We start from the raw sequence: 25,622 nt of genomic DNA, 5'->3' as shown, positions 1-25,622 counted from the left end.
GCGGACCGGACAAGCGGAACATAGTGACTTAAAGGGCAGATAAATGTCTCTAGGAGGCGCCCGTCATGACCACTCATCCCAGAATCGAGCTCCACCCCGACCTCGCCGAGATGCGCACCCGGTTCGAGCGGGTCACCACCAGCCCGCGCGCCCAGGCGATCGAGACACTGGCCCTGCTCACGGGCCTGTACATCGCGGCGTCCCCCTGGATCGCCGGGCTCGGCGCCCTCACCCCGCTGGCCGTCACCAACCTGATCGGCGGCATCGCGTACTTCCTGTGCACGGGCGCGCGCGGCTCCGCGTACGAGCGCACCCACGCGATGGCCTGGACGGCGGCCGTGATCGGGGCGTTCACGATCGTGGCCCCGTGGGTGGTCGTGGGGGACGTCCACACCACCCGGATGGTGCTCAGCAACGTCATCGCGGGCGCCGTGGCCCTCTGCCTCGGCCTCGCCGTGGTCGCCATGGGCCGCAAGGGGGAGCGCGACTCCACCGCCTGACCGGCCGGCGGGAGCCACCGCGGGGCCCGGACCGCGAGAGGTCCGGGCCCCGTCGCGCGCGGCCGCCGGACCGGTCCGCGGCGGGCGCCGGAGGGTTCGTCCCGGAGTGTCCCGCTCCGGCACGGACCCGTGAAATCGGCCGCCCGAAGGGCCGATCCCGTACCGGTGACGGGAGGCCCCGCATCGGGCATACTCGACCACCGCAGCCGCTGAACAGGCCCTTCCGTGACCCGGGAGGCACTATCGGCTGCGAGAGCACCGAGACCGGCGGCGCCCACACCTCGCGCGCCGCCGCCGTGCCCGACGAGGGAGGAGAGCGCCGCCATGACCGACCGCGCCCCGCAGCCGGTGGACCGTCAGCTGCCCACCGAGGAGTCCCGGGAACTCCTCGCGCTCGTACGCGAGATCGCCCAGCGGGAGATCCGCCCCCGGGCCGCCGAGGAGGAGGAGTCCGGCCGCTTCCCGCGCGAGGTCTTCACCCTGCTCTCCGGCGCCGGACTGCTCGGCCTCCCCTACGACGGCGCCCACGGCGGCGGCGACCAGCCGTACGAGGTCTACCTCCAGGTGCTGGAGGAACTGGCCGCGGCCCGGCTGACCGTCGGACTCGGCGTCAGCGTGCACTCCCTGGCCTGCCACGGCCTGGCCGGGTACGGCACCAAGGAACAACAGGCCGCCCACCTGCCCGCGATGCTCGGCGGCGGCCTGCTCGGCGCCTACTGCCTCTCCGAGCCCGCCGCCGGCTCCGACGCGGCCTCGCTGACCACCAGGGCGGTCCGCGACGGCGACGACTGGATCATCACCGGCACCAAGGCGTGGATCACCCACGGCGGCATCGCCGACTTCTGCACCGTCCTCGCGCGCACCGGCGCCCAGGGCCCCAAGGGCATCACGGCCTTCCTGGTCCCCGGGGACGCGCCGGGCCTGACGGCGGCCGTGCCCGAGAAGAAGATGGGCATGAAGGGCTCGCCCACCGCACAGCTGCACTTCGACGGCGTCCGGGTCCCCGACACCCGGCGCATCGGCGAGGAGGGCCAGGGCTTCACCATCGCCCTGGCCGCGCTCGACGCCGGCCGCCTGGGCATCGCCGCCTGCGCCGTCGGCGTCGCCCGGGCCGCCCTGGACGAGGCCCTCGCGTACGCCCTGGACCGCAGGCAGTTCGGACACCCGATCGCCGACTTCCAGGGGCTGCGGTTCATGCTGGCCGACATGGCCACCAGGATCGAGGCGGGCCGGGCGCTGTACCTCGCGGCGGCCCGGCTGCGGGACGCGGGCAAGCCGTTCTCCCGGCAGGCGGCCATGGCCAAACTGTTCTGCACCGACGCGGCGATGGCCGTCACCACGGACGCCGTCCAGGTCCTCGGCGGCTACGGATACACCGCGGACTTCCCGGTGGAACGGCTGATGCGCGAGGCGAAGGTGCTCCAGATCGTCGAGGGCACCAACCAGATCCAGCGCATGGTCATCGCCCGCCACCTGGCCGGCCCGGAGACCCGCGGCTGACGGACCCCACCCGGCTCACCGGCCTGCGCCGGGCGGTCCCCGGCGGACACCGCCGCACCCTCACGGGCGGGCCCGGCCGGCCGGGGCGGTCAGGCCGCCTGCGCGTGGTCCCGCATCCGGGGCAGCGGGGCCGCCGGCATCCGCACCGGGCGCGATCCCGGGCCGCCGACGTGCGAGAAGGGCTGCGTCCGCCAGTCCAGCCCCTGGGGCAGGTCCAGGACCACGGCGGCCTCACGCTCCGGGACCTCCCCGGACCGGTCCGCGGCGGCCGTCGGCAGCGCGTCCCCGGCGGGCCGCCCGGTACCCGCGCACACCGTGAGCCCGAACGGGTTCCACGGGGTCAGGCAGAACGCGTGCTGCGGCAGGAACTCCTCGTCCGCGACGAGGGCGATGGCCTGGTCGCAGTCGGGGCAGACGGCGTGGTGGACCTCGAACCCCTCCCCGTCGTCGAGGTATTCGAGGTACTCGCCGTCGTCCGCGTCGAGCGGTTCCAGGGGCTCGGGACGGGTGCGACCGGCGCGCGTGGTGTTCGGCATGGATGTACTCCCCCTTGAGTGGACCGGGCTGTCTGGTTCTTCTGCCTCGGCCACAGCAAGCACTTCCCGCCGTACGGCACGAGTAACCACCACAGCACGCCATACGCCTTCTTGCCCCTGTGGCTTTGGTCACATGCCCGCCGCAGGTGCCGTGTACCGGCGGCGACCGCTGGGCCTGGGGCTCCCGGGGCCGTAGGTTGAGCGGCTATGAGCGCAATGGAGGAGCTGGACCGCCAGATCGTGGAACTGCTCGTGCGGGACGGCCGGATGAGCTACACCGACCTGGGCAAGGCCACCGGACTGTCCACGTCGGCGGTCCACCAGCGGGTACGCCGGCTGGAGCAGCGCGGGGTGATCCGCGGCTACGCGGCCGTGGTGGACCCCGAGGCGGTCGGGCTGCCGCTGACGGCGTTCATCTCCGTCAAGCCGTTCGACCCCAGCGCCCCGGACGACATCGCCGACCGGCTGGCCGGTGTCCCGGAGATCGAGGCGTGCCACAGCGTCGCGGGTGACGAGAACTACATCCTGAAGGTCCGGGTCGCGACCCCGCTGGAACTGGAGGACCTCCTCGGCCGCCTCCGCGCCCTCGCCCACGTCGCGACCCGCACCACCGTGGTCCTCTCCACCCCGTACGAGGCCCGCCCGCCCCGCGTCTGACGTCTTTCCGCGCCGCTCGCACGGCCTGGCGCCGGGCCGACCGCCCGGCTGCGCGCCGCCGCGCCGGACCCCGTCCGCCGGCCCCGGCCTCACCCGCGTGCGCCGGCGGTCCGGCCAGGGGCGAGACTGGTCCGCATGACCGAGCACGCGCCCTTCGCCCCCACGGAAACCCACCGCACCGTCCTCCTGCGCGGCGGTGAGGTCCACAGCCCCGCCGACCCCTTCGCCACGGCGATGGTCGTCGAGCGCGGCCACATCGCCTGGGTCGGCTCCGAAGGCGCCGCCGACGCCTTCGCGCAGGGCGTGGACGAGGTCGTCGACCTCGGCGGGGCGCTCGTCACCCCCGCCTTCACCGACGCCCACGTCCACCTCACCTCCACCGGCCTCGCCCTCACCGGGCTGGACCTCACCGGCGCCCGCTCGCTCCCCGAGGCCCTGGCCCTGGTCCGGGCGTACGCGTCGGGCCGCCCCGCCGACCGGGTCCTGCTCGGCCACGGCTGGGACGCCGCCCGCTGGCCCGAGCGCCGCGCCCCCCGCCGCGAGGAGCTCGACCTGGCCACCGGCGGCCGTCCGCTCTACCTCAGCCGCGTCGACGTGCACTCGGCCGTGGTCACCACCGCCCTGCTGGACCTCGTCCCCGCGGTGACCGCGGACGGCGACGAGCCGCTGACCCGCGACGCCCACCACGCCGTGCGCGCCGTCGCGTTCGCCGCCGTCACGCCCGCCCGGCGCGCCGAGGCCCAGCGGGCCGCCCTGGACCGGGCCGCCTCCCTCGGCATCGGCTCCGTGCACGAGTGCGGCGGGCCGGACATCTCCTCCGCCGAGGACTTCACCGCACTGCTCGCCCTCGCGGCGCATCGGCCCGGCCCCCGGGTCTTCGGCTACTGGGCCGACCGGGACATCGAACGGGCCAGGGCGCTCGGCGCCGTCGGCGCGGGCGGGGACCTCTTCGTGGACGGCGCCCTCGGCTCCCGCACCGCCTGCCTGCACGCCCCCTACGCCGACGCCGCCCACACCGGCACCGGCTACCTCGACGCCGCCGACATCGCCGCCCATGTGGCCGCCTGCACCGAGGCGGGGCTCCAGGCCGGTTTCCACGCCATCGGCGACGCCGCGGTCACCGCCGTCGTCGAAGGGGTCCGCGCCGCCGCGCGGAAGGTGGGCCCGGCCCGCGTCCGCGCCGCCAGGCACCGCGTCGAGCACGCCGAGATGATGACCCCGGCCACCATCGCCGCCTTCGCCGACCTCGGCCTGACCGCCTCCGTGCAGCCCGCCTTCGACGCCGCCTGGGGCGGTGAGGACGGCATGTACGCCGACCGGCTCGGCGCCGACCGCGCCCGCACCCTCAACCCGTACGCCGCCCTGCTCAAGGCCGGGGTCCCGCTGGCCTTCGGCTCCGACGCGCCCGTCACCCCGCTCGACCCCTGGGGCACCGTCCGCGCCGCCGCCTTCCACCGCACCCCGGCCCACCGCATCTCCGTCCGCGCCGCCTTCACCGCCCACACCCGCGGCGGCTGGCGCGCCCTCGGCCGGGACGACGCGGGCGTCCTGGTCCCCGGGGCCCCCGCCGACTACGCCGTCTGGCAGACCTCCGAGCTGATCGTCCAGGCCCCCGACGACCGGGTCGCGCGCTGGTCCACCGATCCGCGCTCCGGGACGCCGGGCCTGCCCGACCTGAGCCCCGGCGCCGATCTGCCGGTGTGCCTGGCCACCGTCGTCGGCGGCCAGGAGGTATTCGTACGCCCACAGGGGTGATCCGGCGGGCCTCGGCTCGGTACGGGCGGCCCGACCCGATAGGTTCGGCCGGGTCCACCCCAGGACGTCCGTGCCGGACGGACCGGTCTGCTTCAACGCACCCGCGCCTCGGGGGCGAGGGAAGGTTTCGCCGGACGGGGGTCCCCCCTGCTCCGGAGGAGCGTGGGGGCGGGGTGGCCCCGGGTCGGGGCCCGGCGGTCCAGTAGACAACGGTCAGGACACCCCCCGCGGCCAGCGGGAACCGGACCGGCCCGAAGGACCACGGGCCCCGATCGCTGTTCTAACATCGTCCTCTGCGAGCAGGACGTACAAGAACACACAAGGGGATTCAGTGAGTGACGGCGGACAGCGGAGCCATGGACCGCTCGGCACGGTCCTGGTGATCATTCCGACCTACGACGAGGCGGAGAACATCGGGCCGATCGTCGGCCGTGTCCGGGCCGCGGTGCCCGAGGCCCACATCCTGGTGGCGGACGACAACAGCCCCGACGGCACCGGCAAGCTCGCCGACGAGCTGGCGGCGGACGACGACCACGTGCACGTCCTGCACCGCAAGGGCAAGGAGGGGCTCGGCGCCGCCTACCTGGCGGGCTTCGCCTGGGGCCTGGAGCGCGGCTACGGCGTGATCGTCGAGATGGACGCCGACGGCTCCCACCAGCCGGAGGAACTGCCCCGTCTGCTCACCGCGCTGGCCGGGGCCGACCTGGTCCTGGGCTCGCGCTGGGTGCCGGGCGGCCGGGTGGTCAACTGGCCCAAGAGCCGCGAGTTCCTCTCGCGCGGCGGTTCCACGTACTCCCGGCTGATGCTGGACGTCCCGATCCGTGACGTGACCGGCGGCTACCGCGCCTTCCGGCGCGAGACCCTGGAGGGGCTGGGCCTGGACGAGGTGGCCTCGGCCGGCTACTGCTTCCAGGTCGACCTGGCCCGCCGGGCCGTGGCGAAGGGCTTCCACGTGGTGGAGGTGCCCATCACCTTCGTCGAGCGGGAGTTCGGCGACAGCAAGATGAGCAAGGACATCGTGGTGGAGGCCCTCTGGCGGGTCACGCAGTGGGGGATCAGGACCCGTACGGCGAAGCTGACCGGCAAGGGCGGGAAGCAGGGCAGGGGCAGCGGCCGGGGCAGGGGCGCGTCCGGCGGCGGCGGGGCCTGACCCCCGCGGTCCCGGCCCGTACGACCCCGGCTTCCAGGACCCGGCTTCCAGGACCCGGCCTCCACGACCCCGGACGTCCCTTAGGGGGTGTCCGGTACCTCCGACTGAGGTCGTTTTTACGCCGCACCGGGCACACTGGGGAGTATGACGACCGGCGTTCCCACTCCGACGGCCCCCCGGCGGCGCTCGCCCGCCCGTACGTTCCTCCCCCTGGCGGTCGCCGCCTGGCTGATCCTGGAGATCTGGCTGCTCAGCCTGGTCGCCCGGGAGGCCGGCGGGCTGGCCGTGGCCGCGCTGGTCCTGGGCGGCGCGGCCCTCGGGGTGATGGTCGTCAAGCGGGCCGGGCGGCGTGCCTTCAAGAACCTGACGGAAACCTTCCAGCAGGCCCAGCAGGGCCGGCAGCCCACCCCGCAGCAGCCCGGTTCGGGCAACGGCCTCACCATGCTGGCCGGTCTGTTCCTGATCGTGCCCGGCCTGCTCTCCGACGTGGCGGGCCTGGTCCTCCTGCTCCCGCCCGTCCGCGCCTGGATCGGCCGCCGCGCGGCCCGCTCGCTGGAGCGCAAGATGGCCTCGGCCCCCGCGGGCACCTTCGGCGACGCCTTCCAGCAGGCCCGCATCCACTACCCCGACGGCAAGGTCGTCCAGGGCGAGGTCATCCGCGAGGACCGGCCCGGACAGCACCCGGGCCCGGACGCCTACCGCCCGCCGCTCACCCCGTAGTCCTCTTCCTCTTCCCCCTCCCGTCGGCAGCCCGGCGGGAGGGGAACGCGAAAAGCCGAGGGGCCCCGCCACGACAGTGTGGCGGGGCCCCTCGGCTTTTCGTGCTCAGCGCCCGCGGATCACGCGGACTTGCGGCTGTCCCGCGGGTGCACGGCGATGTTCATGGCGCCGGAACGAAGGACCGCCAGCCTCTCGGCCAGCACTTCCTCCAGCTCCTCGCGGGTGCGTCGCTCCATGAGCATGTCCCAGTGCGTTCGTGCGGGCTTGCCCTTCTTCTCTTCGGGCCCGTCCCCGTCCACCAGGAGTGCCATGGCGCCGCACGCCTTGCACTCCCACTCCGGCGGAATCTCTGCCTCAACCGAGAACGGCATCTCAAATCGATGTCCGTTCTGGCATGCGTACTCCACCGCCTGGCGCGGGGCCAGATCGATGCCGCGGTCCGTCTCGTAGCTGGTAACCACGAGGCGCGTACCGCGGAGAGCTCGCTCACTCATGAATCGTGCCTCCCGGGCTTTTGTCGCCCACAGGACAGGTGTCGCTGTCGTCGTCATCCGGTCAACGTCCGGTCGGCGGTATAGATTCCCGCTCCGGGTCGTGCGTCGCCCGTCGTGCCGCCCCTTGTTGTACCCACCAGTGCCCGTTTTGTCACATCTGGCAGCAGATGTCACCCAACGTCCATGTTTTTCGAGCACGCAGTAACGGTCCGGCTGGCAGGGCAAAGGCGTACACTACCGGCCCTTCGCTTCAACGTCTAAATCTGTTCGGAATTCGTTCGCGGGTCCGGGCCGGGAGCCCGCGCGGATCTCGTCACATCCGTGCGGGTACAGGATCGCCTGCCGCCTCCGCCGCGCGCCGCACCGGCACCCTCGCCGACGGCACGAAACCCAGTGCGAAGAAGGCCGCCGGTGACCCGGCGGGTCCGGCCGGGCCGGACGTCAGGCCCAGGACCCGCGCCGCTCCAGCACCGTGCGCAGGACGTCGATCCGGTCGGTCATGATGCCGTCGACCCCCAGGTCCAGCAGCTCCTCCATGCGCCGCGGTTCGTTCACCGTCCACACGTGCACCTGGAGCCCCCGCTCGTGCGCGGTCCGCACGAACCTCCGGTCCACCACCCGGACACCGGCCTGGTACTGCGGCACCTGCGCCGCCACCGCCCCGGCGCGCAGCGCCGCCGGGATCGCGAACGAGCGCAGCCGCAGGCCGACCACCCCGCGGACGCCGTACGAGGTCGCCAGCCGGGGCCCGGCGATCCGGTGGGCGCGGGCCACCCGGCCCTCCGAGAAGGAGCCCACGCAGACCCGGTCCCAGAGCCCGGCCCGCGCGATCAGGGCGACCAGCGGGCGCAGCGCCGCCTCGGCCTTGACGTCGATGTTCCAGCGCGCGTCCGGGAACTCCTCCAGCAGCTCCTCGAAGAGCGCCGGGGGCTCGGCGCCCGCCACCCGCGCCTCACGGACCCGGCTCCAGGGCAGCGCGGCGATCCGGCCCCGGCCGTCGCTCACCCGGTCCAGCGTGGAGTCGTGGAAGGCCACCAGCTTTCCGTCCGCCGTGGCGTGCACATCGGTCTCGAAGTACCGGTAGCCGACCGCGGCGGCCCGGCGGAAGGCGGCGGCGGTGTTCTCCAGCCCGTCCGCCGCCCCTCCCCGGTGCGCGAAGGGGATCGGGGCCGGATGGTCCAGATACGGGTGGCGAAGGCGTCCGTGCGTCACCGCCGCAGTATCCCCCGGGACCCGGCGCGCCGCGGCGGCCGGCCGGGCGCCGTGCGCCCGCCGGGCCCGGACCCTCCTGGTCCGCCGGGCCCGCCGCGTGACACCCTGTGACGGAAGAAGCGATCCAATGCCGGTCCCACGGGACCGGGGCAGGCCAATTCGACGAAGGTGGACCCCGCACCATGGCTCAGTGGACCTCGGCGGTCGGCGCCGCGCAGCTCGCCCGGCTGATCACCTCCCAGCAGCAGCGGCCCGCCGTGCCCGGCGCCCGCAGGCTGCCCGCCTACCGCACCCTGGCGGACGGCATCCGGCTCCTCGTCCTCGAAGGCCGGGTCGCGGTCGCCGCCCGGCTGCCCGCCGAACGGGAACTGGCCGCCGCCCTCTCCCTCAGCCGCACCACCGTCGCCGCCGCCTACGAGGCCCTGCGCGGCGAGGGGTTCCTGGAGTCCCGCCGGGGCGCCGGGAGCTGGACCTCCGTCCCGGCCGGGAACCCGCTGCCCGCCCGGGGCCTCGAACCGCTGCCGCCCGAGTCCCTCGGCTCGATGATCGACCTCGGCTGCGCCGCCCTCCCCGCCCCCGAACCCTGGCTGACCAAGGCCGTCCAGGGCGCGCTGGAGGAACTCCCGCCCTACGCCCACACCCACGGCGACTACCCGGCGGGGCTGCCCGCGCTGCGCCGGATGCTCGCCGACCGCTACACCGAGCAGGGCATCCCGACGATGCCCGAGCAGATCATGGTCACCACCGGCGCGATGGGCGCCATCGACGCCATCTGCTCGCTCTTCGCCGGGCGCGGGGAGCGGATCGCCGTCGAGTCCCCCTCCTACGCCAACATCCTCCAGCTCATGCGCGCCGCCGGGGTCCGGCTGGTGCCGGTCGCCATGGCCGACGGCCTGGCCGGCTGGGACATGTCCGTCTGGCGCCAGGTCCTGCGCGACGCGGCCCCCCGCCTGGCCTACGTCGTCGCCGACTTCCACAACCCGACCGGGGCCCTGGCCTCCGAGGAGCAGCGCCGCGCCATGGTGGAGGCGGCCCGGTCGGCCGGCACCGTCCTCGTCGTCGACGAGACCATGATCGAACTCCAGCTCGACCCCGAGATCACCATGCCCCGCGCGGTCTGCTCCTTCGACCCGGCCGGCTCCACGGTGATCACCGTCGGTTCCGCCAGCAAGGCGTTCTGGGCGGGGATGCGGATCGGCTGGGTCCGCGCGGCCCCCGACGTCATCCGCAGCCTCGTCGCCGCCCGCGCCTACGCCGACCTGGGCACCCCGGTCCTGGAACAGCTCGCGGTGAACTGGCTGATGCGGACCGGCGGCTGGCAGCAGGCCGTCGCGCTCCGCCGCGACCAGGCCCGCGAGAACCGGGACGCGCTGGTCGCGGCGGTCCGCCGGGAACTGCCGGAGTGGGAGTTCGCGGTCCCGCACGGCGGGCTGACCCTGTGGGCCCGCGCGGGCGGACTCTCGGGCTCCCGGCTGGCCGAGGTGGGCGAGCGGGTCGGCGTACGGGTCCCCTCGGGGCCCCGGTTCGGCGTGGACGGGGCCTTCGAGGGCTATGTCCGGCTGCCGTTCACCGTCGGCGGCCCGGTCGCCGCGGAGGCCGCCGCCCGGCTGGCGGCGGCGGCCCGGCTGGTCCGCACGGGCGCGGGCGGCAGCGGCGCGGAGCCCCCGCGCACCTTCGTCGCGTAGCGCCGGGTCACGGGGCAGGGGGCAGGGCCTACGGGGCTTCGGCCGGGACCTCGGGGAACTCCGGGGCTCCGACGGACGGGCCCTGCGCCTGGGCCGGTGGCTGGCCCTGGCCCTGGAACGGCTTGACCAGGGTGAGCCGGTCCGGGGCCCCGGCGTTGCGCTGCCGCTCGGGCAGCAGCTCCAGTACGGCCTGGCGGTGGCCCGGGTGCGTGGCGTCGTCGTACGGGTCGGGCGTGGCGGGCACCTGGAGCCGGTGGACGGGCCCGGTGCCGAGCCGGGCGTACCCGCGGCCCGGCGGGACCTGGGTGGTGGGGGTGGTGTGCGGGGGCAGCCCCAGCACGTCGCTGATCTGCTGGATCGCGGCGGGGCCGAGGACCACCCGGGCCCGGGTGTGCTGCCAGACGGCGTCGTGCAGCAGCTCCAGGTGGTCGAACTGCTCCGCCACCACCACGGTCAGGTAGGCGGCGCGGCCGTGCCGCAGCGGCACCTGGAGCTGGGCGAGCGGGTCGGGGCGGCCCTCGGCGGCGGCGAGGTGGGCCAGCACGCTGGGCCGGTCCAGCAGGATCCACAGCGGGCGCCGGGCGTCCTCGGGCGCCGGGAGACCGGCCTCGCGCGCGTGATGGGTGGCGATGAGCCGCCGCTCCGTCTCGTGGGCGGCCCACTCCAGGGTGGCCAGGGCCCCGGCCGGCCCGCACTCGACGGCCAGGACGCCGCTGCGCCCGGACAGGCACGCGTACTCCCCGCTGCCGCCGCCCTCGACGATCAGCACGTCGCCCCCGTGCCGCAGGGCCTGCAGGGCGATCGAGCGCAGCAGCGAGGAGGTGCCGCTGCCGGGCTGGCCGACGACGAGCAGGTGCGGCTCGGCGGAACGGGGGCCCGTGCGCCAGATCACCGGGGGCACGTCACGGGGCTCGTCGCCGTCCAGGACGGGCAGGGTGCGCCGGACGCCGCCCGCGTCGGTGAAGCCGAGGACGGTCTCGCCGGGCGAGGTGACGAACGGCTGGGCGGCGATCCCCGTCGGCAGCGCCGCGAGCACGCTCAGGTCGAGCTGGTTGCCCTCCTCGTCCCAGTCGAAGAGGTACTCCCGCCCGCGCCCGGACTTGGCGTGCAGCAGGGCCTCGATCCGGGCCCGGGAGGAGGACTCGCCGTCGGTGAAGTAGGCCGGGTAGCGGATGCGCAGCCGGGTGATGCGGTCCGCCCCGTCGAACTCGTACTCGCTGAAGGCCCGTTCCCAGTCCCCGCCGTGGGCGAAGATCGGATTCGGGTCCTCCGGGATGGAGAAGTACGGGACCAGGGCCTCGTACAGGGAGCCGAGCCGTTCGGCCGCGGCCTCGCCCGGCCCGGTGTCCACCGGGGTGCGGTCGCGGCCGTACCAGGCCGCCGCCGCCATCAGGGTGACCAGGGTGAGGGCCGGGCCGTAGGGGACGAGCGCGACGACCAGGACGCAGGCCGCCCCCAGGAAGAGCGCGGGACCGCGCCTGTCCCTGGGGGTGTCGGCCCATCTGCGCCGCCCGGCCGAGGCCAGGACGCGCAGGCCGCGCCCGATGACGAGAAGGGGATGGAGGACGTCCGTGGCGCTGTCGGCGGCCGTGCGGGCGAGGTCGCGGCCCCGGGCCAGCGACGCGGTGCCGCTGCTGAGGATGCGGGGAAGTGGGCGCCGGGCCACGGGCGTCTCCTGGATGGGGTGGGATGACGGGTCGTTCGGGTGGTGCGACGGGTGCCGGCGGGGCTGGTGCTGCGGCCGGAAGGGTTCCCCGGCCCGCAGGCCTTCCCGCCCACGGCACTAGAGCTTGATCCCGCCGAGGAGGCTCGCGAAGCTCGCCGTGCCCGCCGTGATGCTCGGGGCGATGGCGGAGCCGGCGAGGAAGAAGCCGAAGAGCGCGCAGACGAACGCGTGCGTCAGCTTCATCCCGTCCTTCTTGAAGAAGAGGAAGCAGATGATGCCGAGCAGGACGACACCTGAGATGGACAGGACCATGGCGAGTTCTCCTGATGGGTGGGGACGGTCACCAACAGTCCTTCCAGGCTCACAGAAAGTATCAATGCGATAAAAGGTGCGTATGGGTGAATCGATGCGTTTTTCACTTGACCGGCCCAGTTCCGCTGGCGCGTCCGCCGCAGATCGGGCACGGGTGATCCTTGCCTCCGTCCGTCCCGGACATGTGCAGGTCCGGGCGTTACTCTGACGATTCACCCGTACGGGCGAAGAGCGGTGCGGCCCCTTGCCGGCCCGCCCGGGAGACTCCGTGCCAGCAACGAGCGAAAGGCGGCACCACCGATGAGCCAGCACACCGACGGCGGCCCCGGTTCCCAGGACGTCCCCGACGAGGACGTCATCGAACTGGCGACCAAGATCTTCGACCTCGCCCGGCAGGGCGAGACGGAGACGCTCGCCGCCTACCTCGACGCCGGGGTCCCGGCGGACCTCACCAACGACCGCGGCGACACCCTCGTCATGCTGGCCGCCTACCACGGCCACGCCGAGGCCGTCACGGCGCTGCTGGCCCGCGGCGCCTCGGCCGACCGCGCCAACGACCGGGGCCAGACCCCGCTCGCCGGAGCCGTCTTCAAGGGTGAGGCGGCCGTCATCCGCGCCCTGCTCGCCGGAGGCGCCGATCCGGCGGCCGGAACCCCCTCCGCGATCGACACCGCACGCATGTTCGCCAAGGCCGACCTGCTGGAACTATTCGGAGCCAAGTAGTCCGCTTTTTGCCGGGCCCTGACCGGTGCGTGGCGCACGGAAGGGTCACGGCAGCCGTAAATGTGGTCGCGGCACACAAACCGGCTGGGTCATCATGGCGTCGGATTCGATTCGCGAGCACGACGGACGGGCAGAAGCGGGCAGGACACGACAGATGTCCCGCCCGGTCCGGGCGTACGGGTCACGAAGCATCGACGAGAGTGAGAAGGCAATGGTCAACATCGAGCGGAACATGACGGCGGACGTCCTCACATGCTGTTACGCGGCCCTGTGAATCCCGATTCCCGGTTGCGTCCCCAGCGTGATGTGAGGCCATTCCCATGTTCGAACCAGTCATAGCGCCGAGCGGCACCCTGCTCGGGCTCCTCCAGCGGGGCCGCGGTGACGGCACGCTGCACGCCCTCGCGGCGCCCAGGACACAGGCCCTCGCGGCCCTCGACCAGTGCGTGCTCCGCGATCCGCGCCAGGACTGGCAGGTCGAGAACCGCTCCTTGTACTACGCGCGGCTGTACCTCGATCTCGACGGCCCCCTCGGCGCGATCGACGACCACCTCTTCTGCGCCGACGACCTCGTCGACGAGGAGGACCACCGCACCGGCCTCGCCCTGTCCGTCCTGGGCCACCTCGCCTCGTACGGACGCGACGACGCGCTCATGCTGCTGCGCCGCTACGCCGCCTCCGGCTCCAACTGGGCCTGGGCCCTCGACGAACTCGCCCTGCGCGACGACGACGAAGGACTGCGCGGCCTCGCCGCGCCCGTCCTCGCCCGGTTCCCCGGCACGCAGGAGGGCGGGGCGCGGCTGGCCGCCGCCGTCCGTGACGCCTACGAGCCCCGGCCGTGGTGCCTGTGGGAGGAGTCCCCGGTGCACGGGGAGCGCCTGCGCGCCGCCCGCCTCCAGGGCTCCTTCGACCGCTGGCAGCGCCAGCTGACCCCCAGCGGACCCCAGCCCGGCTGGGGCGTCCAGGCCGTCTTCGACTGGGCCTCCGACGGACTGCGCCGCGGCACCCCGCTGCACGTGCCCGCCGCGCGCTGCCTCGCCGCCGTCGCCGCGCCCGAGGACCGCCGGGCCATCCTCGCCGCCGCCGCCGGAGCCTCGGGCGAGGCCGCCCGCGCCACCGCCCTGCACCACCTGGCCCTCGCCGAACCGGAGAACCCGGCGGTCCTGGACCTCATCGAGGCCGCCGCCGACGAGCCCGCCGTGGCCGCCTACGCGCGGATGTGCGGCCCCGCCGCCGTCGAACGGGCCCGGCGCTGGGTCCACCGCCCCGACGCCCTGGGCGCCGCCGCCGCCGCCACACTGGCCGCCCGAGGCCGGGCCGCGGACGCCGGTCTCGTCCTGGGCGCCCTGCGCTCCACCGTCCGCGGCTCCGGCCCGGACACCCGGCGGCTCTTCGCCCTGGTCGACGGGGCCGGCCGACTGGCGATCGGCTGCGCCGCACCGGTCCTGCGCCACATCTACCGCGAGACGGCCTCCTCCCACCTGCGGGGCCGCGCCGCCCGCGCCCTGGCCAGCACGGACCCGTCCTTCGCGGCGGGCTTCGCCGTCGAATGCCTCTGGGACTGCGAGGAGACCACCCGCGAAGTGGCGGCCCACCACGCGGAGACGGCCGATGCCCGGGTGGCCCCGCGCCTGCGCCGCCTGGCGGCGGACCCGGCCGAGGAGGAGGACGTCCAGTCGGCGGTCCGGAGCCGGATCGCACCGGAGTCCACTGTGTAGGTGGCGGGGCGGGGGCCGCCCCGGAGGCGGGCGCGGGGAACGGGCGGGCCCCGGGGCCGGGCCGCACTCCGGGCGCCGTCCCGCCCGGACGGTGCCGGGACCGCGGCCCGGCCCGGGTTCCCGGGTCGCCTGCCGCAGAAGCCCCGTCCCGCCCGGACGCGGCACGTCGGCCCGGTCCCGCTCCGGACGCTGCCGGGCCCGGCAGCGTCCGGAGCGAGGCCCCGTACATGCGCGGACCCCGTGCAGGTCACCGGGGTCCCGGACCGGCCCCCGCCAAGGCCCGGCCGACGCGAGCCCTGTACGGACGGCGGACCTGCGGCGGGCCCCCGGCTCCCCGGGGCCCCGCCGTGGCCGGGCCCCGGGTTCCCGGGCCGCCCGCTCGCCGACGGCGGGGGACGCCGCGTCACCGGCCGCCGAAGCCCGGCCGCCGGGGCCGGGGCCCTACGCGAGGGCCCTGTGCGTACGCCACCCCGGGGCGGCGTACGCACACCCCGGTCCGGGCCGCCGAGGTCACCGCCTCCCGGGGCGGGGGCCGCGCCGGGCCGGGGTGAACCGCAGGGGGGTTCCCGGGCGGGCCTGGGCCGCCCGGTCCAGGGCCGGGCCCGCCGGGACCACGCCCACCACCGGGTAGCCGCCCGTCACCGGGTGATCGGCCAGGAAGACCACCGGCAGGCCGTCCGGCGGGACCTGGACCGCGCCCAGCACCATGCCCTCGCTCGGCAGCTCGCCCTCCCGGGCGCGGACCAGCGGGGTCCCCGCCTCCGTGCGCAGGCCGATGCGGTTGGACCGGTCCGACACCCGGAAGACCGCACGCCACAGCCCGGCCAGCGAGGCCCCGGTGAACCAGTCCGCCCGCGGCCCCGGCCGCAGCGGCAGCACCAGCTCGGGAAGGACCCCCGCCGGCCCCCAGACGTCCGCCCCCGGGACCGGCTCCGGCCCCGGCCGGCCCACCGGCAGCAGCATCCCCTCCGCCAGCACGGCCGGGCCGAGCCCCGACAGCAGGTCCGTCGCGCGGCTGCCCAGCACCGGCGTCACGTCCAGGCCGCCCCGCACCGCGACATAGCCGCGCAGCCCCCGCTCCGCCCGGCCCACGTCGAGCTCCGCCCCGGCCGGCAGGCGCACCGGAGCCCCCCACGCCACCGGGCGCCCCGCCACCCGTACCGGACAGGGCGCGCCCGTCACGGCCACCGTCACCGCCGTCAGGGCCCGCAGCCCGACCCCGTCCAGGGTGGTCTCCAGCGCCGCCGCGTCCGGCGGGTTGCCCAGCAGCCGGTTGGCCAGGGCGTACGCCCCCGAGTCCAGGGCGCCCGACCGGCCCACGCCCAGGTGCGCGTACCCGGGCCGCCCCCGGTCCTGGACCGTGGTCAGCGCCCCCGCCCGGACCACCTCCAGCGCGCTCACGGCCCCGCCCCGGTGAACCGCACCCTCACCCCGGGCGCGAACAGCGCCGCCGGTTCCCGCCGAGGGTCCCAGAGCACGGCGTCCGTGGACCCGATCAGCTGCCAGCCGCCGGGGGAGGAGCGCGGGTACACCCCCGCGTACGCGCCGGCCAGCGCCAGCGAGCCCGCCGGGACGGCCGTACGGGGCGTGGCCCGGCGGGGCAGGCGCAGCCGTTCGGGGAGCCCGGTCAGATAGCCGAAGCCGGGCGCGAACCCGCAGAAGGCCACCCGGAACACGGTCGCGCCGACGATCTCCGCGACCTCCCGCTCCGTCACCGCCCACCTGCGGGCCACCTCGGCCAGGTCCGGCCCGTCGTACCGCACGGGGACGGTGACCAGCGGCCCCTCGCCCTCCGCCAGGGGCGCCGGCTCCCAGCCCGCGACCTCGGCGGCGAGCGCCACGGGATCGCGTACGCCGTCCAGCAGCACCGTCCGGGCCGCCGGCACGATGTCCCGTACGCCGTCCAGCTCGCCCGCCTCCCGCCGCCGCACCAGTTCCGCGTGGAGCGCGGCCACCTCGGCCGCCGACCCGACCTCGATCAGCAGGGCCTCGTCGCCCGCGGGCAGCACCCGCGCCCTCACGCGAACGCCTCCACCCGGATTCCGGCCGCGGCCAGCGCCCGGCGGACCCGCCGGGCGAGCCCCGCCGCGCCCGGGGTGTCCCCGTGCAGGCACAGCGAGCGCACGGCCACCGGCACGGTGGAGCCGTCGGCCGCCGTCACCACGGACCCGGCGGCCATCCGCACGGCCCGCGCCACCACCGCGTCCGGGTCGTCCACGACGGCCCCCGCCGCGCCGCGCGGCACCAGCGTCCCGGCGGGCGTGTAGGCCCGGTCGGCGAAGCCCTCCGGGACGGCGGTCAGCCCGGCCTCCCCGGCCGCCCGGAGCAGCAGCGACCCGGGCAGCCCCAGGACGGGCAGCCCCGCCTGACCGGCCGCCAGCCGGACCCCCGCGACGACCGCGCCCGCCTGACCGGCGTCGTGCACGGTGCGGTTGTACAGCGCGCCGTGCGGTTTCACGTACGACACCCGGGAGCCGGCCGCCCGCGCGAACACCTCCAGTGCCCCGATCTGGTAGGCCACCTCGTCCGCCAGCTCGGCGGCGGGCACGTCCATGGCCCGCCGCCCGAAGCCCGCCAGGTCGCGGTAGGAGACCTGCGCCCCGATCCGGACCCCGCGCGCCGCGGCCAGCTCGCAGACCCGGCGCATGATGGACGGGTCCCCGGCGTGGAAACCGCAGGCCACGTTGGCGCTGGTGACGACGGAGAGCAGGGCCTCGTCGTCGGTGAGCGTCCAGCGCCCGAACCCCTCGCCGAGATCGGCGTTCAGGTCGATCGGGGCGGTGTCCCCGGCGGTGACCGCAGGTGTGATCATGGGAGCCATGCGGTGAGCGTAGAACAGCGCGCCCGGCCCCGGCCCCCGCCGCCGGGGACGATCCGGCCGAACCATGCCGTTTGGGATGTTGTCCGGGTCAGCGCCTACTCTTTGCCCGTGACTCTCCCCGCCCCGGCGAAGACCCTTCCGTCCCCGGCGCCGGGCCCGGCAGCCGACGAGGGCCTGGCCCGGCGGCTGCGCGCCCTCGCCTGCACCGCCCCGCTCCACGACCTCGACGTGCGCAAGGCCAACCTGGCGGGCGAGTACGGGATCTACGCCATGGCCGAGGTCGCCCTCTGCGCGATCGACCTCGTCACCCTCACCATGGACTTCGACACCGGCGCCGACCACGAGCAGATCGTGGCCAGACTGCTGCCGCGCGCCGCCGCCCAGGCCCCCGCCCGCCCGGCCGCCGAGCACGAGCGGGTGGCCCGCTGGGTGCTGGAGAACCTGATCAACGTCGGCAGCGTGGACCGCGGCTTCCGCGCGATCTACGGCACCTTCGGCCCGGACGGCGTCTACGTCCGCCGGGACTACGACTTCAAGCTGATCGAAGAGGTCCCGGGCCCCGGCGGCGTCGTCTACCTGCGCACCACCGACGAGGCCGTCAACGTCCTGGTCGGCGCCCTCGACACGGACGTCACCAGCGCCCAGATCGCGGCCGAGGTCAAGCTGGAGGTGCTGATCAGCCGGGGCCGCCTCGCCGACGCCCAGCTCGCCGCCGAACAGGCCCGCTACCGCACGGTCCAGTACGCCGAGACCCTGCGCCGGACCCTCGACGCGACCCGGCGCAACGTCCGGGCGGTGGACTGGCTCCGGACCGTCCCCGACATGATCGCGGAGGCCCTCGACCACGTGGCCGACCGCTACCGCCACGAGAACGCGATCCTGACCAACATCCGCAAGGCGCGCGACGAGGCCGCGGAACCGGACAACAAGCGGCGCGCCGCCGAGCTCGTCGACATCGTCAAGGACTGCATCCGCCGCCACACCCAGCTCCAGTCCCGGCTCCTGGACGCGGGCCCCCTCTTCCGCGCCGAACAGGACCGTCAGGCGTTCGCCGCCCCCGTGCCGCGCTCCGGCATCGACCTGTACGGGCAGCTCGTGGCCCCGCTGCTGCCGCTGCCGCTGGCCGGGGCCCGACGGGTCACCGACGCCTTCTTCGCCGCCGGCGCGGGACTGCGCACCCCCGTCTCGGTGCGCGTCGCGGACCTGGTCGACATCCTGCTGACCCCGCCCGTCGAGCGGGAGCACCTCGGCGCGCCCATGCCGGAGCCGGACCTGATCGCGACCCCGGACGACAGCCGCTTCAGCGAGGAGCAGCTCGCCCGTGCGAAGGAACTCCTGGACCTGCCGCACGACGCCCCGCGCCGCCTGTCGGGCCTGCTCGCGCAGGCCCGCGACGGCGGCGACCACGAGCTGCCGTACCTGGTGGCCCTGCTCGCCGTCCATGCGGCGAGCCCGGCGGTGGGCACGGCCTACCGGCAGGGCGAGGAGCGGCTGCTCTTCGCGGTGGACGACGGCACCGCGCTCGACGACCCCGAGTTCGGCGGCGCCGACCTGATCGTCGGCACCGCCCTCCTGGACGCCGCGGGCATGGCGGCGGACCGCGCGGAGGCGTCATGAACGGCGCGGACGCTTCCACGCCGGGTGCGGGTGCGGGTGCGGGTGCCGGGGTTGGGGCGGGGGCGGGGGCCGGTGCCGGGGGCACACCCGTCCCGGCGGACGCTTCCACGCAGGGTGCCGCACCCGTCCCGGTCGGCACACCCGTCCCGGGCGTCCCTCCCGCCGCCATCGCACCACGTGCCACCCGCGCGTCCACCGTCACCGCCACCACCGTCACCACCGCCGAGGAGCAGGACCTGTGAGCGACCACCACGCCGAGCACCCCGCGTGGAACGGGCCCGACGCCGGGCAGCCGGCCGCCCCCGCACCGGCCCCGGCCGCCCCCGCGGTGACCCCGGCGGACGCCGCCGACGCGGCCCGGCTCGTCGCCTTCGGACTCCAGCCCAAGCTGCTCCCCGCCCGCGACGCCGACTACGCCGAACTGCTGCGCCGCTACCGCGAGGACCCCGCCTTCGGCCGTCTCGCCGACGCCGTCGCCACCGGCCTGGGCCTCGTCGTGCTGGAGGTGTCCCCGCGCGCGGGCATGGCCGTCGCCGCCGACGAGGACTCCGTCTTCGCCGTCCGCATGGGCGACTACGCCCGCCGGACCGCCGCCGACTCCGCCGACCGCTTCCTGCACGGCCTCGCCCACCTCGCCGTCGCCGCCCTCGCCTTCCCCCGCCCCGAGGACCTCGCCGACGACGGCTACATCGGCCGGATCACCGTCAACGGCGTCGACGCCTTCGTCCGGCAGACCTGCCGCCGCCTGGAGGAACGCGCCGGGGAACTCGGCGAGAACACCGACCCGGCCACCGACGCCCCCGGCCTGGAGGCCGCCTGGCGCGTCTACGCCCGCCGCAGCGCGACCGGGGCGACCAAGGACTCCCGCCGCCTGGCCGGCTCCACCACCGGCATCGTCGGCAAGGCCGCCGCCTTCCTCACCGAATCCGGCTTCCTCCAGCGCACCGGCGACGAGTCCGGCGGCACCTACCGCACCACCCCGCGCTACCAGCTCCAGGTCCGCGACCTGGCGGGCGGCGCGGCCATGGCCGAACTCCTGGAACTCGGCGTGGTCCCCGTCGCCGACGGCTCCGCCACCCTGCTGCCGCCGCCCGAGGGCGACGACCTGGAGCTGGCCGCCGACGCCGGGCTCCCGTTCCACGCCTGACGCCCCTCACGCCCCCGACGCCCCCGACCGCCGGTCCCGCCCCGCCGCCGGGGCCCCGCGCCACCTGTCCCGCGTACGACCCACGAGAGACCACGAGAGTCCGCCGCCATGTACGAGCTGTCCCGAATCCGCCTCTACTCCATCGGGCCCGCCGGCGCGCGCTACGCCGACACCGTGCTCGACCTGCGCGGAGTCGGCGAGCCGGTGCCCCACCCGGCGCCCGCCCAGGCGGAGTTCTTCGCGGCCGAGCCGTCCGGGCCGCCGCGCCGCCCCGCCCCCGCGGGCGTCCTCTTCCTGGAGAACGGCGGCGGCAAGTCCGTCCTCCTCAAACTGATCTTCTCGGTGATGCTCCCGGGCCACCGCAACACCCTCGGCGGCGCCAGCTCCGGCGTCCTGCGCAAGTTCCTCCTCGCCGACGACTGCGGACACGTCGCCCTGGAGTGGCAGCACACCCGGACCGGCGAGTGCCTGGTCGTCGGCAAGGTCAGCGAATGGCGCGGCCGGCAGGTCTCCCACGACCCGCGCAAGTTCGCCGAGGCGTGGTACTCCTTCCGCCCCGGACCGGGCCTGAGCCTGGACAGCCTGCCCGTCGCCGAGGCCACCGCCGTCCGCCCGCCCGCCGAAGGGGTCTCCGGCGCCCAGGGCCGCCGCCGCACCATGAAGGGCTTCCGCGACGCCCTCACCGAGGCGGGCAAGGCGTACCCGCACCTGGAAGTGGTCTGGGAGGAGATCCACGACCGCTGGAACGAGCACCTCACCGCACTCGGCCTCGACCCCGAACTCTTCCGCTACCAGCGCGAGATGAACGCCGACGAGGGCGAGGCGGCGGGCCTCTTCGCGGTCAAGAAGGACTCCGACTTCACCGACCTCCTGCTGCGCGCCGTCACCGACACCCGCGACACGGACGGACTCGCCGACCTGGTCCACGGCTTCGGCGACAAGCTCGGCCGCCGCTCCGAACTGATGGCCGAACGGGACTTCACCGCGGGCTCGGTGGAACTGCTCGGCCGGATCGTCGAGGCCGCCGCGGCCCGCGCCCGCCTCCGTGACGTCCACGCGGGCGCGGAACGCCGCACCCGAAGCCTCGCCCGGCGGCTCTCCGCCCGCGCCACCGGCGAACGCGGCCTGGCCGCCGAACTCGCCCAGCGCGTCACCGGAGCCGCCCACGCGGTCACCGCCGCCGAGTCCACCCGCGACCGCGCCGCCGCCGTCTGCGCCGAACTCGCCTACCGGCACGCCTCGCTGGCCCTCACCGTCGCCGACCGGGCCGCCGCCGCCCAGCGCCGCGAACTCCTCGAAGCCCGCACGCTGCACTCCGCCTGGCAGGCCGCCGAGAACGTCCTGCGCCACCGCGCCGCCGCCGACCGCTCCGCCCGGGTCGCCGCCGCGATCCTGGAGGCCGAGCGGGACGCCGCCCCCGCCCTCGCCGCCCGCGCCACGGCCGCCACCGCCCTCGTACGGGCCCTGCACACCGCCGCCGACCAGGGCGAACAGGCCGCCAACACGCAGGAGGAGCGGTCCGCCGTCCTCCAGGCCGAGGGGGAGGCCGCCCACCGCGCCGCCACCGCCGCGGCCACCGCCGCCCAGCGGGCCCGCAGCGAGGCCGAACACCTGCGCTCGCGCCTGAGCGAGGTCCAGCAGGAGACCGCCGAAGCCGTCCGCGCGGGCTGGCTCGACGACTCCGCGCCCGACGCCGACCCGGCCCGCGCCGCCCTCGCCGCCGCCGACGCGGAGAAGACCGCCGTGGCCGCCTGGGACGAGTCCCGCGAGGCCGCCCGCACCGCGGCCGAGTCCGCCCGCGACGCCGCCACCGCGCAATCCCGCGCCGAACTCACCGCCGCCCGCGCGGCCGACGCCGCCGACGCCGCCGAGGCCGCCCACGACGCGGAGGACCGCGCCGCCGCCTCCCTGGCCGCCGCCCCCCGGCTGGCGGCCGTCCTGGGCCTGTCGCAGGCCCCGGACCCCGCCGTCCCGCACCAGCGCGGCTCCTCCTCCACCGGGCCCCGCCCCGGCGGAGCCCCGGACCCCGGCCGTACGGCAGCCCCCGACAGCGCGCTCACCACCGCGGAACTCGACCGCAACGCCGACGACCTGCGCGAACTCCTCGACTCCCACGTCGCCGCCGCCGAACGCCAGCTCTTCGCGCTGCGCACCGCCGCCGCCGACGACGCCCGCATCCTCGGCGCCCTCGGCGACGGCGGCCTGCTGCCGCCCGGCCCCGACGTCCTCGCCACCGTCGAGTACCTCGGCGAACACGGCATCCCGGCCCTGCCCGGCTGGCGCTACCTCGCCCAGTCCGTGGACCCCGCCGACCACGCCGCCGTCCTCGCCGCCCGCCCCGAACTCGTCGACGGCGTCGTCATCACCGACCCCGACACCCACACCCGCGCCCGCGAGGTCCTCTCCGGCGCCGCCCTGCTGCCCCGCTCCACCGTCGCCGTCGGCACCGCCGCCGCCCTGCTGACCCCCGTACCCCCGGCCGGGGACGACGGCTCCGCGGTATCCGGCGTCTTCATCGTCCCGCCGAACCCGGCCATGCACGACGAGCACGCCGCCGACGAGGAGCGCCGGGCGCTGCGCACCCGCGCCACCGCCCGGGACACCGAGATCCGCGAGCTGGCCGCCCGCCTCTCCGGTGACCGCACGCTCGCCGCCCGCCTCGCCTCCTGGCGCACCGGCTGCCCGCCCGGCCGCCTCACCGAACTCGCCCGGCAGGCCGGGGCCGCCCGGAGCTTCGCCGAGGAGACCGACACCGAACTCGCCGAGGCCCGTACCGCACGCGCCGAGGCGGACGAGGCCGCCGCCGACGCCACCCGCGTCCGCGACGAGCGCCAGGAGAACGCCCAGCGCGCCCGCCGCGTCGCCGACGCCCTCGCCGGACTCGCCTTCCGCCTGCGCGAACGGGCCGGCTGGCAGGCCCGGCTGCGCGAACTCGCCGACGAGGCGACCGAGTCCGAAGCCCGCGCCGAGGTCTGCCTCGACCGGGCCCGCGCCGCCGACGAGGACCGCCGCGCCGTCCAGCGCGCCGCCGACGACGCCCGCCGCACCGCCCGCGCCCTGCGCGCCGAACGCGCCGAGATCGCCGGCGCCCCCGAACCCCTCCCCGAGGACGACGGCGCCCCGCGCGCGCCGCTCCCCGACCTCCGCGAGGCGTACCGGGCCGCCTCCCAGCTCTACGAGAAGGTCGGCGTCGGCGCCGACCTGCGCGCCGAACAGGCCCGTGCCGAGAGCGACGAGAGCGCCGCCCGCGCCGAACTCGACCGCCTCACCAACAAGGTCCGCACCCGCGCCGCCCAGCTCCTCGAATCCACCGACGGCGCCGACGGCCCCTCCCGGCAGGCCGCCGCGGCCCGCGCCGAGTCCCTCGTGCAGATGCTGGAGACCCGGGCCTCCACCGCCAGCGAACAGCTCGGCCGGCTGCGCGGCGAGGCCGAACGGCACGCCCCCGCCGAGGGCGGGGCCCACGCCGAACTCCCCGACGCGCTCGTCCCCGAGGACGTCGAGCAGGCCCAGGGCCTGCTCCGCACCGCCACCGCACGGCTCGCCGCCCACAGCGCCGCCGTCGAGACCGCCCGCGCCGCCCACACCGACCTGCTGCGCGCCCACCGCGTCGCCGAGGACGGCGCCGGCGGCTTCGACGAGGCCGCGTCCCTGTTGCGGGACCTGCTGCGCGGCCCGGCCGCCGAGGACCCCGCCCACCAGGACGACGAGCGGGAACCGGTGCCCCACGCGGGCACCCTGGAGGAGGCCCGCCGGTCGGCCGCCGAGGCCCGCCGCTCCGTGCGCGCCTGCGCCGCGGACCTCTCGGCCGCCGAGTCCGCGGTGCGCGAGGCGAGCGACACCCTGGTCCGGCACGCCAACGCCAACCGCTACGAACCGGTGCGCACCCCCGCCCGCCAGCAGATCCGCGAACTGCCCGCCTCCGCCCTGCCCGAGCACGCCGCGGCCTGGGCCACGGCCTTCGCACCCCGGCTGAGGGTCCTCACCGACGAGCTGGCGCAGCTGGAACGCAACCGCGACAGCATCGTCGACCGCCTGCGCGGCCTGGTCGAGTCGGCCCTGGCCACCCTCCGCTCCGCCCAGCGGCTCTCCCAGCTCCCCGAGGGCCTGGGGGAGTGGTCGGGACAGGAGTTCCTGCGCATCCGCTTCGAGGAACCGGACCAGGCCACCTTGACCGAACGCCTCGGCGAGGTCATCGACGAGGCGACCCGCACCGCCGTCAGGAAGAACAGCGGCGCCTCCTTCGGCGAGGGCCGCCGCGACGGCATGTCCCTGCTGCTGCGCGGGGTCCAGGCGGCCCTGGAGCCCAAGGGCATCGCCGTCGAGATCCTGAAGCCGGACGCGGTGCTGCGCGCCGAGCGGGTCCCCGTGGGCCAGATGGGCGACGTCTTCTCGGGCGGTCAGCTCCTCACCGCCGCGATCGCCCTCTACTGCACGATGGCGGCGCTGCGCAGCAACGACCGCGGCCGGGAGCGGCACCGCCACGCGGGCACGCTCTTCCTCGACAACCCGATCGGGCGCGCCAACGCCACGTACCTGCTGGAGCTCCAGCGGGCCGTCTCGGACGCGCTCGGCGTCCAGCTGCTCTACACGACGGGCCTGTTCGACACCACGGCCCTCGCCGAGTTCCCGCTGGTCGTCCGGTTGCGCAACGACGCGGACCTGCGGGCGGGGCTGAAGTACATCAGCGTCGAGGAGCACCTGCGGCCGGGCCTGCCCCAGCAGTCCGCCGAGGGCGAGCCCGTCCACGGCGAGATCACGGCGACCCGGATGTTCCGCCGCACCGCCGCCTCCTGACGGCCGCCCCCGCCGGGGGCGGCCGGGCCCGCCCCGGCCCGTTCTCACCCCCGGCCGGGGGCCGCCAGGCGGGAGCCGTCGCCCTGCGGTATTCGGCCGGAGGCGGGCTCCCGCCCCGCCCTGCGGCCTCGCCGCCGGGTCTCGCGGCGCCCGCGCGCCGTACTGCCCGGCTCCGACAGGACCCCGTCCCGCTGGTTCCACGTCTGCCGCGTGATCCACACGTCCAGCACGCCCCAGGTGGCCACGACCGTCCCCGCTATGGCGCCGAGCGCCATGGGCAGGGCCAGCCAGGAGCCGGTGAGCGTGAGGAAGAAGGCGACCGTCGCCTGGATCAGCGTCACGGACACGATCAGTACCGCCCGTACCGCCGCCGCCCGCACCGGATCGGGCATCCGGCGCCGCCGGGCCGGCTCCTCCACCCACAGCCCCCGCCCGGCCCCCGGGCCGCCCCGGCCCCCCGGTCCGCCCCCACCGGCTCCGCCCCCGGCCCCTGTGCCCTCATGCGTTCTCATGGTGCGCTCACTCCCCACCGCGCGGTCCGCCGTGCCCTCGGCCACGCCTACCCCGTACCCGGACCACGCCCACCCCGTGCCCGACGTGTCCCCTCGAACA

At 76.0% G+C, this 25,622-nt stretch carries 22 protein-coding genes; 13 read left to right on the top strand and 9 right to left on the bottom strand.

Annotated elements, in window-relative coordinates; translation table 11 throughout:
- The first annotated feature begins 65 nt into the window (after positions 1-65).
- Together ACIA5F_RS16655 and ACIA5F_RS16650 are read left to right on the top strand one after the other, a co-directional pair.
- Positions 66-500: an SPW repeat protein gene (locus tag ACIA5F_RS16655; protein WP_399353466.1), complete on the top strand. Its 435-nt coding sequence runs from the start codon at positions 66-68 to the stop codon at positions 498-500.
- A gap of 324 nt (positions 501-824) precedes the next feature.
- On the top strand, positions 825-2,000 hold the full coding sequence (locus ACIA5F_RS16650) for an acyl-CoA dehydrogenase family protein (RefSeq protein WP_399353464.1): 1,176 nt from the start codon (positions 825-827) through the stop codon (positions 1,998-2,000).
- Positions 2,001-2,089: 89 nt separating this feature from the next.
- Here the strand turns inward: ACIA5F_RS16650 and ACIA5F_RS16645 are convergent, their stop codons facing one another.
- Positions 2,090-2,536: a hypothetical protein gene (locus ACIA5F_RS16645; RefSeq protein ID WP_399353462.1), complete on the bottom strand. Its 447-nt coding sequence runs from the start codon at positions 2,534-2,536 to the stop codon at positions 2,090-2,092.
- 216 nt (positions 2,537-2,752) lie between these two features.
- Here ACIA5F_RS16645 and ACIA5F_RS16640 point away from each other — a divergent pair, with 216 nt between their 5' ends.
- The 4 genes from ACIA5F_RS16640 (at position 2,753) to fxsA (ending at position 6,818) form a co-directional block, all read left to right on the top strand.
- Positions 2,753-3,193: an Lrp/AsnC family transcriptional regulator gene (locus tag ACIA5F_RS16640; protein ID WP_399353708.1), complete on the top strand. Its 441-nt coding sequence runs from the start codon at positions 2,753-2,755 to the stop codon at positions 3,191-3,193.
- Between the two features lie 135 nt (positions 3,194-3,328).
- Entirely contained in the window at positions 3,329-4,948 is a 1,620-nt protein-coding gene (locus ACIA5F_RS16635) for an amidohydrolase (protein ID WP_399353460.1), read from the top strand.
- Between the two features lie 331 nt (positions 4,949-5,279).
- Positions 5,280-6,098, top strand: a complete 819-nt coding sequence (locus tag ACIA5F_RS16630; RefSeq protein ID WP_399353458.1) for a polyprenol monophosphomannose synthase — start codon at positions 5,280-5,282, stop codon at positions 6,096-6,098.
- 144 nt (positions 6,099-6,242) lie between these two features.
- Positions 6,243-6,818: an FxsA family membrane protein gene (gene fxsA / locus ACIA5F_RS16625; RefSeq protein WP_399353456.1), complete on the top strand. Its 576-nt coding sequence runs from the start codon at positions 6,243-6,245 to the stop codon at positions 6,816-6,818.
- Between the two features lie 119 nt (positions 6,819-6,937).
- Here fxsA and ACIA5F_RS16620 read toward each other — a convergent pair whose 3' ends face one another.
- Complete coding sequence (locus tag ACIA5F_RS16620; RefSeq protein WP_007262928.1) at positions 6,938-7,312, bottom strand: RNA polymerase-binding protein RbpA; 375 nt, start codon at positions 7,310-7,312, stop codon at positions 6,938-6,940.
- Between the two features lie 441 nt (positions 7,313-7,753).
- On the bottom strand, positions 7,754-8,524 hold the full coding sequence (locus ACIA5F_RS16615; RefSeq protein ID WP_399353454.1) for a glycerophosphodiester phosphodiesterase family protein: 771 nt from the start codon (positions 8,522-8,524) through the stop codon (positions 7,754-7,756).
- 182 nt (positions 8,525-8,706) lie between these two features.
- Here ACIA5F_RS16615 and ACIA5F_RS16610 point away from each other — a divergent pair, with 182 nt between their 5' ends.
- Complete coding sequence (locus ACIA5F_RS16610; RefSeq protein WP_399353452.1) at positions 8,707-10,209, top strand: PLP-dependent aminotransferase family protein; 1,503 nt, start codon at positions 8,707-8,709, stop codon at positions 10,207-10,209.
- A gap of 28 nt (positions 10,210-10,237) precedes the next feature.
- Here the strand turns inward: ACIA5F_RS16610 and ACIA5F_RS16605 are convergent, their stop codons facing one another.
- Entirely contained in the window at positions 10,238-11,875 is a 1,638-nt protein-coding gene (locus ACIA5F_RS16605) for a hypothetical protein (RefSeq protein WP_399353450.1), read from the bottom strand.
- A gap of 117 nt (positions 11,876-11,992) precedes the next feature.
- On the bottom strand, positions 11,993-12,187 hold the full coding sequence (locus tag ACIA5F_RS16600; RefSeq protein WP_399353449.1) for a hypothetical protein: 195 nt from the start codon (positions 12,185-12,187) through the stop codon (positions 11,993-11,995).
- A 300-nt stretch (positions 12,188-12,487) separates the two neighbouring features.
- On the opposite strand from ACIA5F_RS16600, the gene ACIA5F_RS16595 reads away from it, so the two are divergent.
- Positions 12,488-12,910, top strand: a complete 423-nt coding sequence (locus tag ACIA5F_RS16595) for an ankyrin repeat domain-containing protein (protein ID WP_399353447.1) — start codon at positions 12,488-12,490, stop codon at positions 12,908-12,910.
- A gap of 320 nt (positions 12,911-13,230) precedes the next feature.
- Positions 13,231-14,628 (top strand): HEAT repeat domain-containing protein, encoded by a 1,398-nt coding sequence (locus tag ACIA5F_RS16590; protein WP_399353444.1) that lies wholly within the window; start codon positions 13,231-13,233, stop codon positions 14,626-14,628.
- A 510-nt stretch (positions 14,629-15,138) separates the two neighbouring features.
- Here the strand turns inward: ACIA5F_RS16590 and ACIA5F_RS16585 are convergent.
- Genes ACIA5F_RS16585 through ACIA5F_RS16575 form a run of 3 tightly spaced genes read right to left on the bottom strand, consistent with a single transcriptional unit; the run spans position 15,139 to position 17,440 of the window.
- A complete protein-coding gene (locus ACIA5F_RS16585; RefSeq protein ID WP_399353442.1) occupies positions 15,139-16,029 on the bottom strand; it encodes a biotin-dependent carboxyltransferase family protein in 891 nt (296 codons plus the stop codon).
- Complete coding sequence (locus ACIA5F_RS16580) at positions 16,026-16,649, bottom strand: allophanate hydrolase subunit 1 (RefSeq protein ID WP_399353440.1); 624 nt, start codon at positions 16,647-16,649, stop codon at positions 16,026-16,028. Before ACIA5F_RS16580 ends, ACIA5F_RS16585 begins: the two co-directional genes overlap by 4 nt.
- Positions 16,646-17,440: a LamB/YcsF family protein gene (locus ACIA5F_RS16575; RefSeq protein ID WP_399353706.1), complete on the bottom strand. Its 795-nt coding sequence runs from the start codon at positions 17,438-17,440 to the stop codon at positions 16,646-16,648. Before ACIA5F_RS16575 ends, ACIA5F_RS16580 begins: the two co-directional genes overlap by 4 nt.
- 117 nt (positions 17,441-17,557) lie before the next feature.
- Between ACIA5F_RS16575 and ACIA5F_RS16570 the strand changes: the two genes are divergently transcribed.
- The 4 genes from ACIA5F_RS16570 (at position 17,558) to ACIA5F_RS16555 (ending at position 25,010) form a co-directional block, all read left to right on the top strand.
- Positions 17,558-19,066: a hypothetical protein gene (locus tag ACIA5F_RS16570; RefSeq protein ID WP_399353438.1), complete on the top strand. Its 1,509-nt coding sequence runs from the start codon at positions 17,558-17,560 to the stop codon at positions 19,064-19,066.
- On the top strand, positions 19,063-19,308 hold the full coding sequence (locus ACIA5F_RS16565; RefSeq protein ID WP_399353436.1) for a hypothetical protein: 246 nt from the start codon (positions 19,063-19,065) through the stop codon (positions 19,306-19,308). The genes ACIA5F_RS16570 and ACIA5F_RS16565 overlap by 4 nt, the downstream gene beginning before the upstream one ends.
- Positions 19,305-20,213 (top strand): hypothetical protein, encoded by a 909-nt coding sequence (locus ACIA5F_RS16560; protein WP_399353434.1) that lies wholly within the window; start codon positions 19,305-19,307, stop codon positions 20,211-20,213. Before ACIA5F_RS16565 ends, ACIA5F_RS16560 begins: the two co-directional genes overlap by 4 nt.
- 108 nt (positions 20,214-20,321) lie before the next feature.
- Positions 20,322-25,010 carry a hypothetical protein gene (locus tag ACIA5F_RS16555; RefSeq protein WP_399353431.1) on the top strand — a complete coding sequence of 1,563 codons (4,689 nt, stop codon included), beginning with the start codon at positions 20,322-20,324 and terminating at the stop codon, positions 25,008-25,010.
- A 44-nt stretch (positions 25,011-25,054) separates the two neighbouring features.
- On the opposite strand, the gene ACIA5F_RS16550 is transcribed toward ACIA5F_RS16555, so the two are convergent.
- Complete coding sequence (locus ACIA5F_RS16550; RefSeq protein WP_399353429.1) at positions 25,055-25,522, bottom strand: hypothetical protein; 468 nt, start codon at positions 25,520-25,522, stop codon at positions 25,055-25,057.
- Between the last annotated feature and the right edge of the window lie 100 nt (positions 25,523-25,622).

The organism is Streptomyces sp. NPDC051567, from assembly GCF_044454165.1.
Classification (GTDB): domain Bacteria; phylum Actinomycetota; class Actinomycetes; order Streptomycetales; family Streptomycetaceae; genus Streptomyces.
The sequence above is the reverse complement of the archived record's forward strand: the minus strand, read 5'-3'. Positions and strand labels throughout refer to the sequence as shown.

Excerpts from the sequence above, each read along its gene's own strand:
- ACIA5F_RS16655 (WP_399353466.1), top strand. The coding sequence starts at position 66 with ATGACCACTCATCCCAGAATCGAGCTCCACCCCGACCTCGCCGAGATG.
- ACIA5F_RS16650 (WP_399353464.1), top strand. The coding sequence starts at position 825 with ATGACCGACCGCGCCCCGCAGCCGGTGGACCGTCAGCTGCCCACCGAG.
- ACIA5F_RS16645 (WP_399353462.1), bottom strand. The coding sequence starts at position 2,536 with ATGCCGAACACCACGCGCGCCGGTCGCACCCGTCCCGAGCCCCTGGAA.
- ACIA5F_RS16640 (WP_399353708.1), top strand. The coding sequence starts at position 2,753 with ATGGAGGAGCTGGACCGCCAGATCGTGGAACTGCTCGTGCGGGACGGC.
- ACIA5F_RS16635 (WP_399353460.1), top strand. The coding sequence starts at position 3,329 with ATGACCGAGCACGCGCCCTTCGCCCCCACGGAAACCCACCGCACCGTC.
- fxsA (WP_399353456.1), top strand. The coding sequence starts at position 6,243 with ATGACGACCGGCGTTCCCACTCCGACGGCCCCCCGGCGGCGCTCGCCC.
- ACIA5F_RS16620 (WP_007262928.1), bottom strand. The coding sequence starts at position 7,312 with ATGAGTGAGCGAGCTCTCCGCGGTACGCGCCTCGTGGTTACCAGCTAC.
- ACIA5F_RS16610 (WP_399353452.1), top strand. The coding sequence starts at position 8,707 with ATGGCTCAGTGGACCTCGGCGGTCGGCGCCGCGCAGCTCGCCCGGCTG.
- ACIA5F_RS16600 (WP_399353449.1), bottom strand. The coding sequence starts at position 12,187 with ATGGTCCTGTCCATCTCAGGTGTCGTCCTGCTCGGCATCATCTGCTTC.
- ACIA5F_RS16595 (WP_399353447.1), top strand. The coding sequence starts at position 12,488 with ATGAGCCAGCACACCGACGGCGGCCCCGGTTCCCAGGACGTCCCCGAC.
- ACIA5F_RS16590 (WP_399353444.1), top strand. The coding sequence starts at position 13,231 with ATGTTCGAACCAGTCATAGCGCCGAGCGGCACCCTGCTCGGGCTCCTC.
- ACIA5F_RS16575 (WP_399353706.1), bottom strand. The coding sequence starts at position 17,440 with ATGATCACACCTGCGGTCACCGCCGGGGACACCGCCCCGATCGACCTG.
- ACIA5F_RS16565 (WP_399353436.1), top strand. The coding sequence starts at position 19,063 with ATGAACGGCGCGGACGCTTCCACGCCGGGTGCGGGTGCGGGTGCGGGT.
- ACIA5F_RS16555 (WP_399353431.1), top strand. The coding sequence starts at position 20,322 with ATGTACGAGCTGTCCCGAATCCGCCTCTACTCCATCGGGCCCGCCGGC.
- ACIA5F_RS16550 (WP_399353429.1), bottom strand. The coding sequence starts at position 25,522 with ATGAGAACGCATGAGGGCACAGGGGCCGGGGGCGGAGCCGGTGGGGGC.